We start from the raw sequence: 18,949 nt of genomic DNA, 5'->3' as shown, positions 1-18,949 counted from the left end.
CCGGTCGGGCGAGAGTGACGCGGTGCGGAGCATGATCGCGCGGAATGAGGTCCTGGCGCGAGAGCTACTCGCGAGTAATGATGCGTCCATGCGGTACGACGTGGTGGTCATCGGGTCGGGGTTCGGCGGCAGCGTCGCCGCGTTGCGGCTGGCCGAGAAGGGCTACTCGGTCGGCGTCCTGGAGGCGGGCCGGCGGTTCGCCGACGACGAGTTCCCGCAGACGTCGTGGCGGCTGCGGCGCTTCCTGTGGGCGCCGAGGCTTGGTTGTTTAGGCCTCCAGCGGATCACCCTGCTCCGGGCGGCCGACCGGCGAGCTGGCGGCGGCGTGCTGGTGCTCTCCGGAGCGGGCGTCGGTGGTGGCTCACTCGTCTACGCCAACACCCTCTACGAACCGCTCGACGCCTTCTACGACGACCCGCAGTGGCGGCACCTCGCCGACTGGCGGGCCGAACTCGCCCCCCACTACGACCAGGCCAAGCGGATGCTCGGGGCGACCACGTACCCGGTCAACACCGGAGCGGACCGGGCGATGCGGCGGGTCGCCGAGCGGATGGGAGTGGGGCACACCTTCCACGCCACCCCGGTCGGGGTGCACCTGGGGCGGCCGCGCGAGCGGGTCACCGACCCGTACTTCGGCGGGGCCGGCCCGGAGCGGACCGGCTGCACCCACTGCGGCGCCTGCATGACCGGCTGCCGGATCGGAGCCAAGAACACCCTCGTCAAGAACTATCTGTGGCTGGCCGAGCGGCTCGGTGTCTGGGTTCATCCGTTGACCACGGTCCGCGCGGTCCGGCCGGTCGACGGTGGTTATCAGGTGGACACCGAACGTACCGGCGCCTGGCTGCGCCGACGGCGGCAGGTGGTCCACGCCGACCAGGTGGTCTTCGCGGCCGGCGCGCTGGGCACCCAGCGACTGCTGCACGAGATGCGGGAACGTGGTCACCTGCCCAACCTCTCACCCCGCCTCGGCGAGCTGACCCGGACCAACTCGGAGGCGATCCTCGGCGCCTCCGTGCCGCACCGGCGGGCCCGCAAGCGTGGCGTGGACTTCACCCAGGGGGTCGCCATCACCAGCTCGTTCCACCCGGATCCGCAGACCCACGTCGAGCCGGTCCGCTACGGCCGGGGTTCGAACGCGATGGGGCTGCTCCAGTCGCTGCTGGTCGACGGCGGGCCGCACCGGCTGCGCCGATGGCTCGGGCAACTGCTCCGGCAGCCGCGGGTGGCCGCCCGGATGCTCTCCGTCCGCCGCTGGTCGGAGCGTACGGTGATCGCCCTGGTCATGCAGTCGACCGACAACTCGCTCGCCCTCCGGCTGCGGCGCGGGCCGCTCGGCCGCCGGCTCGTCTCCGGTCCGGGTCACGGCCCTGCCAACCCGACCTGGATCCCGGCGGGCAACGAGGCGGTCCGGCTGCTCGCCGAGGAGATCGACGGTACGCCGGTCGGCGCGCTGACCGAGCCGTTCGACATTCCGGTGACCGCGCACATCCTGGGCGGAGCGGTGATCGGTGTCACCGCCGCCGACGGCGTGATCGACCCCTACCACCGCGTGCACGGCCACCCCGGCCTGCACGTCGTCGACGGTGCCGCCGTCTCGGCCAACCTGGGCGTCAACCCGTCGCTCACCATCACCGCCCAGGCCGAACGCGCCCTGTCCCTCTGGCCCAACAAGGGCGACCCCGACCCCCGCCCCGCCCCCGGCACCCCGTACCGCTGCCTCCCTCCCATCCCTCCCCACCACCCCGCCGTCCCCCCGCACGCCCCCGCCGCCCTCCGCCACCCCTGACCCCAGCGATCTTGCACTTTGTGTCCCCGCATAGCTCCATGTAACGGGCATAACAGCGACCAAGAGTGCAAGATCGACGGGGGTGCGTCGACGGGGGCGGTCAGCGAGGGGAGGGAATGTCACGCTGGGTAGGATTGCCGGCTATGAGCCTGCCGCGTCCTGTCCTCGTGGTCGACTTCGGAGCCCAGTACGCCCAGCTGATCGCGCGTCGGGTGCGTGAGGCGAAGGTCTACTCCGAGATCGTTCCGCACACCATGCCCGTGGCCGAGATGCTGGCCCGCGATCCCGCCGCGATCATCCTCTCCGGCGGCCCGGCCAGCGTCTACGAGCCGGGCGCACCGCAGGTCGACGACGGGCTGTTCACCGCGGGCGTGCCGGTCTTCGGCATCTGCTACGGCTTCCAGGCGATGGCCCGCTCCCTCGGCGGCACGGTGGCGCGCACCGGCAGCCGCGAGTACGGCGGCACCCCGCTGCGCCCCCGTCTGCTCGACCCCGGCGTACTCCTGCGGGATCTGCCGGCCGACCTGCCGGTGTGGATGAGTCACGGCGACTGCGTGACCGAGGCGCCGGCGGGCTTCACGGTGACCGCCGAGTCGGCCGGCGCACCGGTCGCCGCATTCGAGGACGTGGCCGGTCGGCGGGCCGGCGTGCAGTTCCACCCGGAGGTGGGGCACACCGCGCACGGGCAGGAGATGCTCACCCGCTTCCTCTACGAGATCGCCGGGATCGAGCCGACCTGGACGGCCGAGAACATCATCGACGAGCAGGTGGCCCGGATCCGTGAGCAGGTCGGCGAGAAGGAGGTCATCTGCGGTCTGAGCGGCGGAGTGGACTCTGCGGTCGCCGCCGCGCTGGTCCACAAGGCCGTCGGCGACCAGCTCACCTGCGTCTTCGTCGACCACGGGCTGCTGCGGGCGGGCGAGGCCGAGCAGGTGGAGAAGGACTACGTAGCGGCGACCGGCATCAAGCTGAAGGTGGTCGACGCGGCCGACCGGTTCCTCGGTGCGTTGGCCGGGGTGACCGACCCGGAGCAGAAGCGCAAGATCATCGGCCGGGAGTTCATCCGGGTCTTCGAATCCGCCGCCCGGGAGATCGCCTCGCACGGCGACGTCGAGTTCCTGGTGCAGGGCACCCTCTACCCGGACGTGGTCGAGTCCGGCGGCGGCACCGGCACCGCGAACATCAAGAGCCACCACAACGTCGGCGGGCTGCCCGAGGATCTGAAGTTCGCCCTGGTCGAGCCGCTGCGCACGCTGTTCAAGGACGAGGTCCGTGCGCTCGGCCTCCAGCTCGGGCTGCCGGAGGCGATGGTCTGGCGGCACCCGTTCCCCGGCCCCGGTCTGGCCATCCGGATCATCGGGGCGGTCGACCGCGAGCGGCTCGACGTGCTCCGCCGGGCCGACTTCATCGCCCGCCAGGAACTCAGCGCCGCCGGCCTCGACCGGGGTGTCTGGCAGTTCCCGGTGGTGCTCCTGGCCGACGTGCGCAGCGTCGGCGTGCAGGGTGACGGGCGCAGCTACGGGCATCCCGTGGTGCTGCGCCCGGTCTCCAGCGAGGACGCGATGACCGCCGACTGGTCGCGGTTGCCCTACGACGTCATCGCCCGGATCTCCACCCGGATCACCAACGAGGTGGCCGAGGTGAACCGGGTGGTGCTGGACGTCACCAGCAAGCCCCCGGGCACCATCGAGTGGGAGTGACCCGGTAGCCCGTCCTGGTGCCCTGAGGGTGCCTCACGCCGGCGGCTGCGGTGCCGGTCGCGGTGCCGGCTCCGGCGTCGTCCCGGTCTCCGGCGTGGTGTCCGGATGGGCCGCTTCGGTGTCGGTTGGCGCCGAGCCGGGCGGGGCGTCGGGGTGTTGGACCGGTGCTGCCGGCGGTGCGGGCGGGCTGGCCGCCGGGGCCAGGCGGTCGGTGCCGGCGGTCCGGCGTGCGGCACCGGGCCGGTCGGCCCGGGGAACGGCCAGGCGGGGTGCGGTGTGGCGGCCGGCTGGGGCGGCGCGCCGGCGGGTCCGTGTGGCGCGCCGGGCGCCGGGTGCGGCCAGGCGGGTGCGCCGGCCGGCTCCTCGGGCATCAGGAACCACATGATCGGGTACGCCAGGGCGGCGATCCCGCCGGTCACCAGCGTGACGACGGCGAAGGCCACCCGGACCAGGGTGGGGTCGACGGCGAAGTAGCGGCCGAGTCCGCTGGCCACACCGGCGATCATCCGGTCGGTGGTGGGGCGTCGGAGTTGCCGGTACGGAGCGTGAGGTGTGGAGGTCATGTCTCCACGGTCCTCGTCGCGCAGCGTATCGACCTCGGTGACCGCCCGGATCCTTACCCTGAACCAAGTCTCAGGGGCGAGCCATCAGTCAGGAATCCGACTCTTTTCCGCGTCGGTAACCGGTTGCGGGGAGAATTTGGCTCCGTGACCACCATGCTGGAGCCGCTGCGCAGGATCGCGGCATACGCAGTCTGTACTGATTCCGTAGACCGAGTGTTGCTGGTCCGCGCATCGGAGCGCTCCGGCACCCCCGGCACGTGGTCCCTGCCCGGCGGGGCGGTCGACCACGGCGAGGACCCGCACCACACCGTCGTCCGCGAGACCGCCGCCGAGACCGGCCTGTCGGTGGCCGTCGCCGGCCTGCACGACGTGCTGGCCGACATGCGGGCACTGCCGGAGCGAGGCATCACCATCCACACCGACCGGTTGGTCTACCGGGTGTCGGTGCGGGGCGGCTCGCTCTCCGACCGGGTCGACCGGCCCACCGACCTGGCCCGCTGGTTCACCCGGGACGAGGCGGCACGGTTGCCGCTTCGCTCGTTCACCGCCCGCGCTCTCGGGCTGCCGGCCTCCTCGGCGGACATCGTGCCCGACGAGCCGCCGGAGTTCCCCTCCTTCTACGCGGTACCCGGCCCGGACGGGCTGCACCGGGCGCAGCGCTTCGCTGCGTACGCCGTGGTGACCGACCCGGAGGGGCGGGTGCTGCTGACCCGGGTCTCCGACGGCTACCCGGGCGCCGGCTGCTGGCACCTGCCCGGCGGCGGTACCGACTACGGCGAGCAGCCGGGCGCGGCGCTGATCCGGGAACTGGTCGAGGAGACCGGGCAGACCGGACGGCTCGTCGAGTTGCTCGGCGTGGCCAGTCATCGGGATGCCGCCTCGCTCGGCCCCGAGGGCTACCCGATCGACTGGCACGGGGTACGCGCCTTCTACCGGGTGGTGGTGGACCAGCCGGCCCCGCCCACCGTCGGCGACGTCGGCGGCTCCACCTGCGAGGCCCGCTGGTTCGCCCGGGAGGAACTCGGCGCCCTGCCCACCGACCGCCTCACCGAGGTCACCGCCGAAGCCGTCCAAGCCGCCCACCTAACCTGACCCACCCCCTGCGCCCCCGCGCCCTGCCCGCGCCCTGCCCTCGCCCATGCGTCGATCATGAAGTTATTGTCGGGACACGCCGATGACGAAGGCGATAACTTCACGATCGACGCGGCGTGGGGCGCGGGGCGGCGGGGGTGGGGGAGTTGGTGGAGCGGGTGCGGCGGGTGGGGGCGTACGGGGTGCTGCGGGACACCGGGCGGCAGGTGTTGCTGGTGCGGGGCTCCGCGTCGGCGGACTTTCCCGGGGTCTGGTCGCTGCCCGGAGGTGGGCTGGAGCACGCCGAACATCCCGCGCACGCGGTGGTCCGCGAGGTCGCCGAGGAGACCGGGCTGACCGTCGAGGTGACCGGGTTGCGGGCGGTCGTCGCGGACGTGGTGCCGTACCCGGACCTCGGGGTCGCCCTGCACACCGATCGGATGCTGTTCGACGTGACCGTGGTGGGCGGGCGGCTGCGTGCCGAGCGTGACGGCAGCACCGACCTGGCCCGTTGGCTGACCCTGGACGAGACGGCCAAGCTGCCGCTGCTGCCGTTCACCGCCGAAGCCGTCGGTCTGCCGGTCGTTCCGCTGCCGGCCGGTGCTCTGCGTCGCCGGGAGCCGTTCCCCGGCCCCGCTGGCGACCGCCGGCAGCGCTTCGGAGCGTACGGAGTGGTCACCGATCCGGCCGGACGGGTGTTGCTGACCATGATCGCCGAGGGCTATCCCGGTGCCGGGCGATGGCACCTGCCCGGCGGAGGCACCGATCACGGCGAACAGCCCGTCACCGCGTTGCTACGGGAGCTGGTCGAGGAGTCCGGCCAACTGGGCCGGGTGACCGAGCTGATCGGGGTGGACAACCTGCACAACCCGGCGGCCCTGGGACCGGAGGGGTACCCCCTCGACTGGCACGGCGTCCGGGTCGTCTACCGGGTGGCGGTCGACGTGCCGACCGAACCGGCGGTGACCGAGACGGCCGGCGGCTCCACCGCCCGCGCCGCCTGGTTCACCCCCGCTGAGCTGCGCACCCTTCCCTTGACTGAGATCGCCGTCATTGCCCTGGACTCGTCGAGGTGACCCGTCGTGGCCCTGCCGCGTCGAACTCACCACCGAGCCGGGACGGACCACCTCCGGTACAGTCGAGGCAGGGCAGGCGTAGAAAACGGGCGATCGTGTCCCGGATGGGAATAAGACGGCGGTTCGCGCGGTTAAAGGAGATATAAGTACCGCCGGCAGCTATCGCCATTCCCCCACCCCCTGTGCGATGGTGTACTCCGCAAAACGGCTGCCGGGCCAGGAAGGTCCGGCACGAGACAGCCGGACGCCCGCCACATGGCGGTAAGCCGATCCGGTGATGGAGGAAACGTGCCGAGAGCCCCATGGCGCCGGCGTCGTACGACTGACAGCCCGCGTCCCGCAGGGCGAAGCTGGACGGGCCCGCTGCGCCGCAGCGGCACCCTCGCCCGCCAGGTCCTGCTGGTTCGCGTCGGCCGCCGAGATGCAGAACTGCACGGCGTGACCGACGTGTTGCCCGAGCCCCGGTACCAGGACCGCCCGCGTCGCCGGTACGGCCTGAGGCGGTTCCACCGCACCGGGATGGAGACCATCGCCCCGGTCGCCCCGCTGGTCGGCCCGGTCACGGTCAACCCACCCGTCGCGCCGACTCCGGTGCCGGCCGCGTCGACAGTGACGCCGGCACCGCTGCTGCCGGGCGAGCGGACACCGGCCCGGCGGATGAAGTTCGCCCTGGTCAACGCGTGCACCCTGGCCAGCCTGCTGCTCGGCATCAACGCGATCTTCGTCGCCATGCAGGGCGAGGTGCGTCTGGCCGCGTTGCTCCTGATCGCCTGCGTCGCGTTCGACGGCCTGGACGGCGCGCTGGCCCGCAAGCTCGGGGTGTCCAGCCCGTTCGGCGCCCAGATGGACTCGCTGGCCGACATGTGCTCCTTCGGCCTCGCCGCCCCCGTGGTGGTCTACGCCTCGTTGGCCGGTTCCGCGCCGACAGCCGCCGCCGCGGTGGCCGCCGCGCTCGTCGCCGCCTGCGCCGCCATCCGGCTGGCGCGGTTCAACGTCTCGCCCAACGACGGACGGTTCTTCTCCGGCGTACCCACCACGATGGCCGCCGCCGTGCTCGCCCTGATGGTGGTGATCGGCATGCCGGTGCCGGGGGCGGTGCAGATCGCCGGGGTGGCGCTGCTCGCCTTCACCATGGTCAGCAGCTTCCCGTACGCCAAGCTCGCCCGGCTGGTCAAGCTGCCGCCGTGGGTCTGGCTCGCGCCGGTGGTCGGCGCCCTGATCGACGTCCGGCTCACCTTCGGGCTGATCGTGGTCGGGTACCTGATCAGCGGTCCGGTGCTCTGGGTGCGCCAGCGCCGCACCGTCGTCTGACCCGTACCTGAAAGGGCGCCGCGGCTGAGCCGCGGCGCCCTTTCCGTCTCCCGGGGTCCGAAACTCAGCGCCAGCGGGCGATCACGGTCGATCCACCGATCACCTTGTCACCCGGCCCGACCAGCGGTTCCGCGGCCTCCGCCGGCAGGTAGACGTCGGTACGCGAGCCGAAGCGGATCAGCCCGAACCGCTCGCCACGGGCCAGCAGTGCGCCGATCGGAGCGCGTTGCACGATCCGGCGGGCGATCAGGCCGGTCCGCTGCGCCACCACCACGGTGCCGTGGGTGGTGTCCAGCACCGTGTAGGCGGCCACGTTGTGCTCCGCATCCGGCTTCATCGCGTTGACGAACCCACCGTCCGCCACGAAGTAGTCGACCACCTTGCCGGCCACCGGAGACCGGTTGACGTGCACGTCGAGCACCGACAGGAAGACCGCGACGCGCAGGAACTCGCCGTCGCCGAAGCGTTCGTCGGTCAGGCGCTGCACCGACAGGACCTGCCCGTCGGCGGCGGCCACCACGGCCGACGGATCCTCCGGCACGTCCCGTTCCGGATCCCGGAAGAAGGCGGCCACCGGCGCGGCGGCCAGCGCGGGCAGCAGCCAGAGCTTCGACTTCGGTCGGGCCAGTCGGGTGAGCGCGGCCAGCCCGAGGGCGATGCCGGCGGCGGCGACCCCGTTGGAGTCGATGTGCATGTCCCGGCTGAGCGGCACGCTCGACGGCCGGTAGGCGGGAGCGAGCTGCTCCGCCGCGGCGGCCTCGGCCGGGGTGAAGCGGAGCCGGTACACGCGGACCGGCGGGTTGTTGCGCAGCACCAGGTCGTTGCCGACGCCGTACAGCACGCCCTGCCGGTCCAACTCGGCGGCGGCGCCGGCGGTCCGCGCGACGGCGGTGGCGACGCTGAGCACCGCGCCGTCGGCCAGGTACTTGGTGAGTGCCCCGATGGTGGTGCGGGCCTCCTCGGCGGTGCCGGTGAACGCCTCGGCGGCGATGACCACCGCGGCGGCCTCCGCCTCGGCCAGGCTGTCCACGACCCGGACCCGCTCGGCGACCCAGCGGCCCTGGGCGGTGACGTGCTCCCGCAGCGTGGTGGCGCTGACCCGCTCGGCGGGCACCACGGTGAGGGTGTCGCCGGGCAGCAGCGCTTCGATCGCCGCGGCCAGCACCGCGGACTCCGGAGCCGCGCCGACCAGCAGGGCGGCCTTCGGGTCGTTGATCCGGGCAAGCTCGGAGACGAGGGTACGGGCGGCGCGCTCGCCGAGGCGGACCGAACCGGAACGGTCGGGCGTACGCACGGCGGGGGACTGGGTCATCTCGAACGGGCTCCTGACGGGTAGAGGCGACTGACGCAAGGGTCACCGCCGGCGGCGAGGTCGGCCCGGCCGCGGACGGCCCGGGCACGCCGACGACCCGCGGGGTCACCCTGCGGCGCGGGCCGGCCAGCGCTGGCGGGAGCACACCGGCCAGCATAGGCGGCGCGCGACCGCTGCCGCACGGTCAGGCGTCGCGCCCCTGCCGTCCGGACGGTGGCGTCTCCTCCGCCGCGCCGAACAGATCGAGCGTGCGGTCCTCCAGCGGCTCCGGCTCGGCTGTCCTGGCCGAGCTGACCGGGGTCGACTCACCCGTCGAGGTGTCGACGTCCGCCCGGTCCGGGAGCGGATCGGCCGCGTCGTCGCCGGTGTCGCGCGCCGGGTCGTCCTGGCCGGTGTCGGCACGGGGATCGGCCGGTGTCGGCCGGCTGTTGTACCGGCTGGAGCGCAGGGCACCGATCAGGCCGAGCCCGCCGACCAGGATCAGTCCACCGGCCAGGAACCAGCCGACCGGTGGCAGCACGAGACCGAGCACCTGAGCGAGCAACCACCAGGCGGCCAGGGCGACGAAGAGCAGCCCGAAGGCGAACGAGACCAGGTCGGTGCGGTGGCTCCTCACCTGCTCACCTCCATGTGTCCGGCGTTGACGTGCAGGTTGAGGCGCAGCTTGCCGCCCCCGGCGCCGTCCGGGCCGAGATCGACGGTGTCTACCGGGCGGTTGTCCATGCCCTGCGTCCGCTGGCCGAGGATGTTCGCGTCACCGGCGGTCACCCTGGTCACCGCGGTGACGTCCACGTCGGGTGGCAGCACCACGGTGGCCTCGCCGAAGTTGATGGCGACGGTGATTTCCGTCTCCTGCTGGCTGAAGTCGATCGCCCGCAGGTCGAGCACCGCGTCGCCGAAGCTCTGTTCGTACCGGTTGGCGAGGTCGCGGTGACTCGTCGGTGCCCAGGTGACCGCGCCGTCCACGCCGCGTACCCGGTCGTAGGACTCGACGACCGTGACCACCGCCAGGGCGGCGGCGGTCACCAGGCCGAGCGCGATGAGCCAGCGGGCCCGGCCGAACCAGGTCCCCACGAGCAGGCCGAGCCCGATCACCGCGAGCGCCGCGGCGAAGTAGGCCGACGCGCCGATCCCGAAGACGTCCAGCAGGTCGAGAACGCCGACGAGCCCCAACGCGACAAAGATCAACGAGAAGGTCACCGCGCCCAGGGCCGACCGCTCGCGGGGCTTGCGGGGCGGCTTCGACTTGGGTGGTGGCGGCGCAGCCACCTTCGGCGGACCGGCGTAGGGGCCGTGCGGCGCGAACGGGGGACGGTAGGTCGGTTGGGCGACCGGCGGGCCCGACGCGGCAGCGCTCGTCGGCCATGCCGGAGCCGACGGCAACCGCATGGTCGGCTCATCCGGTCCGCCGGGCCCCGACGGTGGCGAGGAAACGCCGGACGTCGAGCCGGGGAGGTGGAAGGCGGGCGGTGTGACGGTGGCCGTCCGACCGAATTCCGGGTACGCCTGATAGCCGGTCGGAGCTGGATAGCCGACCGGAGGCACCGGACCAGGGGGCGGTGGAGGACTGGCGGGCACGCCTGCACCGGGTGCGGCCGACTGGGGCCGGGCTTCGCGCTGCTGACGGTTCAGCAGCAGCGCGCCGCCGACCAGGATGGCCGCGCCGAGCAGTACCGCGCGGAAGGCGTCGGTTACGACGAAGCCGAAGCCCACCGCGACCACCACGCCGAGGATGATCACCGTGACCGGGGACATGCTGGAACGCCCGCGGCCCAGCATGGATTCGATGGGCGAGGCGGTGTCGCCCTCGCCAGGAATGATCAACCAGGCGGCGACGTAGACCAGGATGCCGACGCCGCCGAAGAAGCCCAGGACCGCCAGCAGCACCCGCCAGAGCACGGGGTCGGTGTTGGTGGCCCGGCCGACGGCAGCACAGACGCCGGCCAGGTAACGACCCTCCCGAGGCCGGACCAGACCGTACCGGGAGGTGAAGCCGGTGCCCCCGAAGGATCCGCCCGGCCCGCCTCCCGGCGGCCCGCCCGGCCAGCCAGGTCCGCCATGCCCGCCGGGCGGCCAGCCAGGTCCACCAGGTCCACCAGGTCCACCCGGCCCCCCCGGCCCGGCGGACGTTGCCGCGGGCGGTGATGTACTCCCACGCCGTCGCTCCGCCGGGTGGCGGCGCGGCGGCGACGGGTGGAGGTGCGTCGTCCCATGCCGTCCCGTCGGCGGGCGCTTGCCCGCCGGGCGGCACGGCCGGGCCGTCCGCCCCGGCACCGGACGATTCGGGTACGGCCGACCGGGTGGCCGCCGGAGGCGTCGGCTCCGGTTCGGTCGGCCCCGGCCGGTACGGCTGGGCAGCGTCGTCGGTCATACCTCGATCCTGCTGCGCCCGAGGCCCGAGCGTCCTCCGGCGGCGACCCTGACCCCACCCTGAGATCCGGGCTGCCCGAATGTCGGGGGCGTCCCCGTGGTCGGGTGGCCACACCACGTGTGACGATCGGATCGGCGCCGGAACATCGCCTCTCGTCCGGCCCGACCGTCCTGACCAGGGAGCTCGCGATCAGCAGCAGCAGTCAACCACCCCGCCTCTACCGCGCTCCGGAGCACCGGATGGGCGCCGGGGTGGCCGCCGGCATCGCCGAGCATCTCGGCGTCCCGGTGGTTCGGGTCCGGATCGCCTTCATGGTGCTGCTCGGGCTGAGTGGGCTTGGTCTGCTGCTCTATGCGGCCTTCTGGGCGGTCGTGCCGCTGCGGCCCGGTGACACCGCCGTACCGCCGCGCCGCGACGTCGGCCAGTTGCTGCCCTTCGTGGCCATCGGGCTCGGCGTGCTGCTGATCCAGGTGATGGTCTTCGACTCGGTCGGCGCGACCGGCACCGCGGGCTGGTTGGTCGCCATCATCGCGGTCGGTGCCGGCGTGATCTGGCACCAGTCGGCACCCGAGCGGCGACGGCAGTGGGGCGAGTCGATGCCCGTGCCCTGGCTCGGCGCGGTGATAGAGGAGAGCGACCGGCGGGCGTTCGTGTTGCGCTTCGTCGGGGGCGGGGTGCTGGTGGCGGTCGGCATCATCGGCGTGGCCGCGGTCTACTCCCCGGCACAGAACCTCGACGCCGTGATCAACGGTGTGATCTTCGCGTCGGTCGGGCTGGCGGGTGTGGGGGTGGTGGCCGCGCCGGTGCTCTGGCGTACCTGGAACCAGCTTCGCTCGGAGCGCGAGGGCCGCATCCGCGAGCAGGAACGGGCCGAGCTGGCGGCCATGGTGCACGACCAGGTGCTGCACACCCTCGCGTTGATCCAGCGCAACGCCAGCGACGTCAAGACCGTGCAGCGGCTCGCGCGGGGTCAGGAGCGCTCGCTGCGCAACTGGCTCTACAAGCCCACCGCCTCACCCACCGAACGCCTCGCCGCCGCGCTGGAACAGGCCGCGGCCGAGGTGGAGGACACCTTCGCGTTGACGGTGGAGGCGGTCGTGGTGGGCGACCGGGAGACCGACGAGCGGATCGGTGCCCTGGTGGCGGCGGCGCGCGAGGCGCTGGTGAACGCCGCGCGGCACGCCGGGGTGCAGACCGTCTCGCTGTACGCCGAGGTCGAGCCCGAGCAGGTAAGCGTTTTCGTGCGGGACCGGGGTGTCGGGTTCGACCCGGATACGGTGGAGGACCATCGGCACGGTGTCCGAGGCTCGATCGTCGGGCGGATGAAGCGGCACGGTGGCCGGGCGGAGATCCGCTCCCGGCCTGGAGAGGGGACCGAGGTCCGGTTGATCCTGCCGATCTCCCGGGACTCGGCCACGGCGGAGAGGGACAGATGATGGCCGAGCAGTCGACACCACCGGTCGAACCGGAGGGCACCGGGCCCGGACGGCTGCGGGTCTTCCTGGTCGACGACCACGCCATGTTCCGCGCCGGGGTACGCGCCGAACTCGGCGCGCACGTCGAGGTGGTGGGGGAGGCCAGCACGGTGGCCGACGCGGTCAGCCGGATCGCGGCCACCGGGCCGGACGTGGTGCTGCTCGACGTGCACATGCCCGACGGTGGTGGTCGGGCCGTGCTGGAGGCGATGCGCCGCAGCCATCCCGAGGTCCGTTTCCTGGCGCTCAGCGTCTCCGACGCGGCCGAGGACGTGATCGGGTTGATCCGGGCCGGTGCACGCGGGTACGTCACCAAGACCATCTCGCCGGACGAGCTGGCCGCGGCGATCCGGCGGGTGGCCGACGGCGACGCGGTGTTCAGCCCACGCCTGGCCGGGTTCGTGCTGGACGCCTTCGCGGCCCGGCCGGACGCCCCGGTCGCCGATCCGGAGCTGGACCAGCTGACCAACCGGGAACGCGAGGTGCTGCGGCTGCTCGCTCGGGGGTACGCGTACAAGGAGATCGCCCGGGAGCTGTACATCTCGATCAAGACCGTCGAGACGCACGTCTCGAACGTGCTGCGAAAGCTCCAGATGTCCAATCGGTACGAGTTGTCCCGCTGGGCAGCGGACCGCCGGCTGGTATAAGCGACCTTTTGGGCATAAGCGGCCAATTGCGCCGCAGGGCGTGACAAGTGATCAAGCAGCGGCCGATAATGCCCCTCGCCTTCCCGCGTGCGGATGCCGCTCATCCCGCAGGAACGGTGACTCAGGCCGCCCGCGCGTACGCGGGTCACTCCCTGCCCGAGAGGTGCACGAAACTCATGAACGGACAACGAGGACGGCGCTGGGCGCGGATCGCGCTCGCCGCCGTCACCGGTGGCGCGCTCGCGCTCGGTGCCGCCGCCCCGGCCGCCGCCGAGGACCCGGCCACCGGCGTGGCGAAGTCGGTGCCGGGCAGCAGCGTCAAGCTGCTGCTCGACAACAAGGTCAAGTCGACCTCGGCGCTGGCCATCAAGATCGACGGCAAGCTGCTCCCGGCGTTCTGCATCGACTACCACACCCGGGTCGCGATCGACGGGAAGTACCAGGAGGGCACCTGGGACGAGTCCCAGGTGAAGAACCTGGCGAAGGTCCAGTGGGTGCTGACTCACGGGTACCCGAACGCCGACTCCGACGCGTTGCTGGCCGCCGCCGGTGCCACCGTGCCCGCCGGGACGAACGAAAAGGTACGCCGCAACCTGCTCTACTTCGGCACCCAGACCGCCGTCTGGCACTTCAGCGACGGCATCGAGCTCGGCGACTGGGTCGCCGGCCGTGGCCTGGTCGGCAAGCAGCGGTACGACGTGATCAAGAAGGTTCACGACTACCTGGTCGCGAACGCCACCGACCAGCCCGAGCCGAAGGCCGAGCTGAGCATCGATCCGACCAGCGCCACCGCGCAGGTCGGTGAGAAGGCCGGCCCGTTCACCGTGAAGGGGCCGGCGGGTGAGATCACCCTGGCGGTGACCGGCGGGTCGGCGGTCGACGCCGAGGGCAAGCCCGTGACCACGAGCGTCAACGGCGGCCAGTTCTGGCTCACGACCGAGCAGGCCGGCGAGGTCGGCGTGACCGCGTCCGCGGCTGACTCGGTCTCCTTCGGCCGGGTGTTCCTGTACACCGGGCGCAAGGCGGCCCAGAAGCTGATCCTGGGCGGCAGCACCGGCGCCACGGTGACCGCCGAGGCGAAGGCCACCTTCACGGCGCCGCAGCCGAGCCCCGAGCCGACGACGCCGGAGCCGACGCCGTCCACCCCGACGGAGTCCCCGTCGCCGGAGCCGACGCCGAGCACTCCCGAGGAGTCGCCGGCGAGTCCTGCCCCGTCCACCTCGCCGGCCTCGAACGACGGCGGCCTGCCGCTGACCGGTGCACCGATCGTCACCGCGATCGCCGCCGGACTGGTGCTCCTGGTCGCCGGTGCGGTCACCGTACTGGTGCTGCGTCGTCGCCGGATTCACTTCACGGCCTGATCGCCAACACCGCACCTCGTCCGACCCCGGATCCCGATCGAGTGGATCCGGGGTCGGATCGCTTCGGGGCACAAGGCCCTTCACCCGACCACGTTGATCGGCTGTCGGTCTGGAATCAGACTCATACTTTCGGGTAGCATCCAGCCAATAGTGGCGGGGTTCACGTCGATAGTCCGGCGGGTTCGCGGAGACGTCGACCCCACGTCATCCGACGGCCGGCCGAGCGTGGAAATGTGGTTGACGAGCAGCTCATACCATGCGTCGGGGGTGCCGGAGAGGCACCCGCGGGTCGATGTCGGCCCCGTCCCGGGCGGGTATCGGGTTGATAACACGCCTTCCCGCCTGGGCGCATCGGGTGTCACAGTTGCAGGCACCTCACAACCCCCTCGTGAGCCGAGCGCCCTGAGGAGGCACTCCCATGCGCGGGAAATTCCTGAAGGTGGCGGTCGCGGCGACCGCCACCGCCATGTTGGCCACCGCCTGTAGCGGCGGTGGCGACGACAACAACGAGCCGGCCGGCGAGTCCGGCGGCACGCTGCGGGTGTACAACGCCGAGCCGGCGTTCCTGACCCCGTCCGGCGGCGACGACGAGCCGTCGTTGTATGTGATCCGTCAGCTGTACCGCGGTCTCGTCAAGTACAACGCCGAGACCTCCGCGGTCGAGATGGACCTGGCCGAGTCGGTCGACTCGACCGACCAGAAGCTCTGGACCATCAAGCTCAAGAGCGGCTACACCTTCGACAACGGTGAGCCGGTCAACGCCGACGCGTTCCTCCGCTCGTGGAACTACGCCGCTTACGGGCCGAACGCCCAGAACAACGGCTACTTCATGAAGCGGATCGCCGGTAAGGCGGACGTGGCGCCGGCCGACCCGGACGGCGAGGGCCCGAAGGAGGCTCCGAAGCCGACCGCCGAGACCATGTCGGGTCTCAAGAAGGTCGACGACCTGACCTTCACCGTCGAGCTGGACGCGCCGTTCTCCGGTTTCCCGACCACGATCGGCTACCCGGGCTTCTTCCCGATGGCTCAGGCCTGCGTCGACGACATCGCTGCGTGCAACGAGAAGCCGATCGGTAACGGCCCCTACAAGATCGATGGCAGCTGGCAGCACAACGTCGCCATCAACCTGGTGCGCAGCGACAGCTGGAAGGGCGAGCCGGGCAAGCCGGACCGCATCGAGTACCGGATCTTCGCCGACATCGACGCCGGCTACGCCGCCTTCCAGGCCGGCGAGCTGGACGTGCTCTACACGCTGCCCCCGGCCCGTTACAAGGAGGCCCAGGCGCAGTACGGCGACCGGATGTACGAGCAGCCGGGTGACAGCTTCACCTACGTCGGCATGCCGCTGTACCAGGACACCTTCAAGGACAAGCGGATCCGCCAGGCGCTGTCGCTGTCGATCGACCGGCAGTCGATCATCGACGCGGTCTTCGACGGCCGGTTCACCCCGGCCAGCGGCTACGTGGCCCCGACCTTCGAGGGTGCCCGCGAGGGCGTCTGCAAGTACTGCACCAAGGACGTCGAGAAGGCCAAGCAGCTGCTCGCCGAGGCTGGCGGCTGGCCGGCCGGTGAGAAGCTGATCCTGTGGGCCAACGCCGGTGCCGGCCACGACCTGTGGCTGCAGGCCGTCGGTGACCAGATCAAGGAGGCCCTGGGCATCGACTACGAGCTCAAGGTCAACCTGCAGTTCGCCGAGTACCTCGAGACCGCGGACCAGAAGAAGTTCACCGGTGGGTTCCGCCTCGGCTGGGGTCCGGACTACCCGTTCATGGAGACCTTCCTCTACCCGCTGTACGGCACCGGTGCCGGCAGCAACAACTCGGGCTACTCGAACGAGGCCTTCGACAACCTGATGAAGCAGGGTGACTCGGCCGAGTCGATCCAGGCCGCCATCCCGTCGTACCAGCAGGCGGAGGACATCCTCGGCGAGGACCTGCCGGTCATCCCGATGTGGTGGAACAAGGTTGGCGCGGTCTACAGCGAGAACGTCGACCAGTTCGTCTGGAACGCCGTCTCGGACGCCGACTACGGTGCGATTTCGCTGAAGCAGAACTGAGCTTCAGACTCCTGATCATGCCGTAATACGACGTGGCGGCAACGGTTACCCCACCAGGGTGATCGTTGCCGCCACGTCAGCGCCGAGAGGAGACCCCGTCATGGGGCGCTACGTCATTCGACGGTTGCTCCAGTTCATCCCCACCGTGCTGGGCACCATGTTCCTACTGCACTACATGACCTCGCTGGCGGTCCAGTTCAGCGGGAATCCGGTCCGGGCGCTGTTCGGGGACCGGACGCCGGATCCCGCGCTGCTTGCGGCGATCACCGAGCGGCTCGGCTACGCCGACCCCTGTCTGGACAAGCGGGGTGACCCCTGCCTCTGGCGTGAGGCGGAAAGTGGCAGCGGCTGGTTGGGCACCGGCTACGAGCCGGGACTGTTCTTCGACAGGCTGGGCAACATTTTCTTCCACTTCGACTTCGGCATCAACCTGCGCCAGCGGGAGGTCACCGACCTGGTCGCCGATGCCATTCCGTTCACCCTGAAGCTGCTGGTCATCGCGATCGTGTTCGAGGCGGTCGTCGGCATCGCGGCGGGTGTGCTGGCCGGTCTGCGCGGCGGCAGCTTCACCGACTACGCGGTGAAGATCAGCACGGTGTTCGTCATCTCGGTGCCGATCTTCGTGCTGGGCGTGGTGGTCCGGGAGTTCGTCGGGGTGAAGTTCGGAAACGTGCTGCGCGACCAGGACTGGATTCCCGACGTGATCTCCGTCGGCGTCTTCACGCCTGGTTTCAAGCCCGACTATCCGCTGGCCAGCCTGGTGATCCCGGGTATGGTGCTCGGTGCGCTCTCGCTGGCCACGACGGCTCGGCTCACCCGGACCAGCATCATGGAGAACATCCGTGCCGACTACGTCCGCACCGCGAAGGCCAAGGGCCTGACCAACAAGCGGGTCATCGGCGTGCACACGCTCCGCAACTCGCTGATCCCCGTGATCACCTTCCTCGGCGTCGACATCGGCGCCGCGATGGCCGGCGCGGTCGTCACCGAGACCATCTTCAACGTGCCGGGCATCGGCCGGCTGGTGACGATGGCGGCGCGCAGCGGTGAGTCCTCGGTGGTGGTCGGCGTGGTGACCATGCTGGTGCTTGTTGTCCTGGTCGCCAACCTGCTGGTCGACCTGCTCTACGCCGTGCTCGACCCGAGGATCCGCTATGAGTGACCGAATCACGGTGGCGGACGCAGGTCTTCCGACCGTTCCTGATGGCCGGGTGCAGCGAAACGAGGTGTGGACATGAGTGACCTGACGAGTGCGGGCTCCGCCGTCGGCGGTGCGCCGGTGGCCGGTGACGGCCCTACGCCCGACGCGCCGGGCGGCAAGGAGCGCAACGCGAGCCTGTGGGCGGACGCCCGGCGGCAGTTGCTGCGCGACCCGGTCTTCGTGATCGCGTCTCTCTACATCCTCGCGGTCGGGTCGATGGCGCTCTTCCCGAAGCTCTGGACCAGCCAGGACCCGCGGGCGTGCAGCACCGACCGGTCCCGGGTCGCGCCGAGCTGGGACCACCCCTTCGGCTTCGACATCCTGGGCTGCGACTACTACTCGCACGCGATCTACGGTGCCCGCCCGTCGATGGTGATCGCGGTGATGGCGACCAGCGGCATCGTGCTGTTCGGTGGGGTGCTCGGCCTGCTCGCCGGCTACTACGGCGGCTGGGTCGACGCGGTCATCTCCCGGGTGATGGACATCTTCTTCTCGCTGCCGTTCCTGCTCGGCGCGATCGTGTTCCTCACCGTGATCAAGCGGCAGAACATCTGGACCATCACGGCCGTGCTCTTCCTGCTGGCCTGGCCGACCATCGCCCGGATCATCCGGGGTAGCGTCATCTCGTCGAAGGACCTGGACTACGTGCACGCGGCGAAGGCGGTCGGTGCCCGCAATTCCCGGCTGATGTTCCGGCACATCCTGCCGAACGCGATTGCACCGATGCTGGTCTACGCCACCATCGTGCTGGGCTCGTTCGTCGCCGCCGAGGCCACGTTGACCTTCCTCGGCGTCGGACTCCAGCCGCCCACCCAGTCCTGGGGCATCATGATCAGCCAGCACCAGGTCTACTTCCTGGACGACCCGTGGCTGCTGCTCTTCCCCTGTGGTCTGCTGGTCGGCACGGTGCTGTCCTTCATCCTCATGGGTGACGCGCTGCGTGACGCCCTCGACCCGAAGTTCCGGTGAGTCCGATGAGTGAGTCGCAGCGAGCGAATCATCAGCCAAGGGCGACGGTG

At 71.2% G+C, this 18,949-nt stretch carries 12 protein-coding genes and 3 pseudogenes; 11 read left to right on the top strand and 4 right to left on the bottom strand.

The annotated features are described in order from the left end of the window. The first annotated feature begins 88 nt into the window (after nt 1-88). Nucleotides 89-1,786, top strand: a complete 1,698-nt coding sequence (locus ENC19_RS15235; protein ID WP_164447824.1) for an FAD-dependent oxidoreductase — start codon at nt 89-91, stop codon at nt 1,784-1,786. A gap of 143 nt (nt 1,787-1,929) precedes the next feature. Further along, a complete protein-coding gene (gene guaA / locus ENC19_RS15230) occupies nt 1,930-3,486 on the top strand; it encodes a glutamine-hydrolyzing GMP synthase (RefSeq protein ID WP_164447823.1) in 1,557 nt (518 codons plus the stop codon). A 221-nt stretch (nt 3,487-3,707) separates the two neighbouring features. Here the strand turns inward: guaA and ENC19_RS15225 are convergent. Further along, a pseudogene (locus tag ENC19_RS15225) lies at nt 3,708-4,049 on the bottom strand (PspC domain-containing protein); the annotation flags it as partial. 144 nt (nt 4,050-4,193) lie between these two features. Here ENC19_RS15225 and ENC19_RS15220 point away from each other — a divergent pair. The 3 genes from ENC19_RS15220 to ENC19_RS15210 all read left to right on the top strand — a co-directional run bounded on the left by ENC19_RS15220 (nt 4,194) and on the right by ENC19_RS15210 (nt 7,507). Continuing rightward, nucleotides 4,194-5,141 (top strand): NUDIX hydrolase, encoded by a 948-nt coding sequence (locus ENC19_RS15220; RefSeq protein ID WP_164447822.1) that lies wholly within the window; start codon nt 4,194-4,196, stop codon nt 5,139-5,141. Nucleotides 5,142-5,287: 146 nt separating this feature from the next. Beyond that, nucleotides 5,288-6,196, top strand: coding sequence for an NUDIX hydrolase (locus tag ENC19_RS15215; protein ID WP_166458675.1), 909 nt, complete (start codon nt 5,288-5,290; stop codon nt 6,194-6,196). A 363-nt stretch (nt 6,197-6,559) separates the two neighbouring features. Next, nucleotides 6,560-7,507, top strand: coding sequence for a CDP-alcohol phosphatidyltransferase family protein (locus tag ENC19_RS15210; RefSeq protein ID WP_164447936.1), 948 nt, complete (start codon nt 6,560-6,562; stop codon nt 7,505-7,507). 64 nt (nt 7,508-7,571) lie between these two features. On the opposite strand, the gene ENC19_RS15205 is transcribed toward ENC19_RS15210, so the two are convergent. The 3 genes and pseudogenes from ENC19_RS15205 to ENC19_RS15195 form a co-directional block, all read right to left on the bottom strand. Further along, nucleotides 7,572-8,819 (bottom strand): phosphatidylserine decarboxylase, encoded by a 1,248-nt coding sequence (locus tag ENC19_RS15205; protein ID WP_164447821.1) that lies wholly within the window; start codon nt 8,817-8,819, stop codon nt 7,572-7,574. Between the two features lie 433 nt (nt 8,820-9,252). Then, a pseudogene (locus tag ENC19_RS31415) lies at nt 9,253-9,435 on the bottom strand (hypothetical protein); the annotation flags it as partial. Next, nucleotides 9,432-10,973 (bottom strand): annotated as a pseudogene (locus ENC19_RS15195) (PspC domain-containing protein); the annotation flags it as partial. The pseudogenes ENC19_RS15195 and ENC19_RS31415, both read right to left, overlap by 4 nt. Before the next feature lie 387 nt (nt 10,974-11,360). On the opposite strand from ENC19_RS15195, the gene ENC19_RS15190 reads away from it, so the two are divergent. From ENC19_RS15190 to ENC19_RS15165, 6 genes are all read left to right on the top strand, one after another. Then, nucleotides 11,361-12,626: an ATP-binding protein gene (locus ENC19_RS15190; protein WP_164447934.1), complete on the top strand. Its 1,266-nt coding sequence runs from the start codon at nt 11,361-11,363 to the stop codon at nt 12,624-12,626. Next, complete coding sequence (locus ENC19_RS15185) at nt 12,626-13,312, top strand: response regulator (protein ID WP_164447933.1); 687 nt, start codon at nt 12,626-12,628, stop codon at nt 13,310-13,312. Before ENC19_RS15190 ends, ENC19_RS15185 begins: the two co-directional genes overlap by 1 nt. Before the next feature lie 176 nt (nt 13,313-13,488). Beyond that, entirely contained in the window at nt 13,489-14,673 is a 1,185-nt protein-coding gene (locus ENC19_RS15180) for a thioester domain-containing protein (protein WP_164447820.1), read from the top strand. A gap of 418 nt (nt 14,674-15,091) precedes the next feature. Next, on the top strand, nt 15,092-16,729 hold the full coding sequence (locus ENC19_RS15175) for a peptide ABC transporter substrate-binding protein (RefSeq protein ID WP_164447819.1): 1,638 nt from the start codon (nt 15,092-15,094) through the stop codon (nt 16,727-16,729). Between the two features lie 100 nt (nt 16,730-16,829). Beyond that, nucleotides 16,830-17,891, top strand: a complete 1,062-nt coding sequence (locus ENC19_RS15170) for an ABC transporter permease (protein ID WP_164447818.1) — start codon at nt 16,830-16,832, stop codon at nt 17,889-17,891. 72 nt (nt 17,892-17,963) lie between these two features. Next, the gene (locus tag ENC19_RS15165) at nt 17,964-18,899 is read left to right on the top strand and encodes an ABC transporter permease (protein WP_164447817.1); all 936 of its coding nucleotides are present in this window, start codon (nt 17,964-17,966) and stop codon (nt 18,897-18,899) included. Nucleotides 18,900-18,949 lie beyond the last annotated feature (50 nt).

It is taken from the genome of Verrucosispora sioxanthis (assembly GCF_010560025.1).
Taxonomy (GTDB): domain Bacteria; phylum Actinomycetota; class Actinomycetes; order Mycobacteriales; family Micromonosporaceae; genus Micromonospora; species Micromonospora palythoicola.
This window is presented reverse-complemented; position numbering and strand designations above follow the sequence as displayed.

Bases quoted from the DNA above. Each gene is read 5' to 3' on its own strand.
- ENC19_RS15235 (WP_164447824.1), top strand. From the start codon at position 89: ATGCGGTACGACGTGGTGGTCATCGGGTCGGGGTTCGGCGGCAGCGTC.
- guaA (WP_164447823.1), top strand. From the start codon at position 1,930: ATGAGCCTGCCGCGTCCTGTCCTCGTGGTCGACTTCGGAGCCCAGTAC.
- ENC19_RS15205 (WP_164447821.1), bottom strand. From the start codon at position 8,819: ATGACCCAGTCCCCCGCCGTGCGTACGCCCGACCGTTCCGGTTCGGTC.
- ENC19_RS15185 (WP_164447933.1), top strand. From the start codon at position 12,626: ATGGCCGAGCAGTCGACACCACCGGTCGAACCGGAGGGCACCGGGCCC.
- ENC19_RS15180 (WP_164447820.1), top strand. From the start codon at position 13,489: ATGAACGGACAACGAGGACGGCGCTGGGCGCGGATCGCGCTCGCCGCC.
- ENC19_RS15175 (WP_164447819.1), top strand. From the start codon at position 15,092: ATGCGCGGGAAATTCCTGAAGGTGGCGGTCGCGGCGACCGCCACCGCC.
- ENC19_RS15170 (WP_164447818.1), top strand. From the start codon at position 16,830: ATGGGGCGCTACGTCATTCGACGGTTGCTCCAGTTCATCCCCACCGTG.
- ENC19_RS15165 (WP_164447817.1), top strand. From the start codon at position 17,964: ATGAGTGACCTGACGAGTGCGGGCTCCGCCGTCGGCGGTGCGCCGGTG.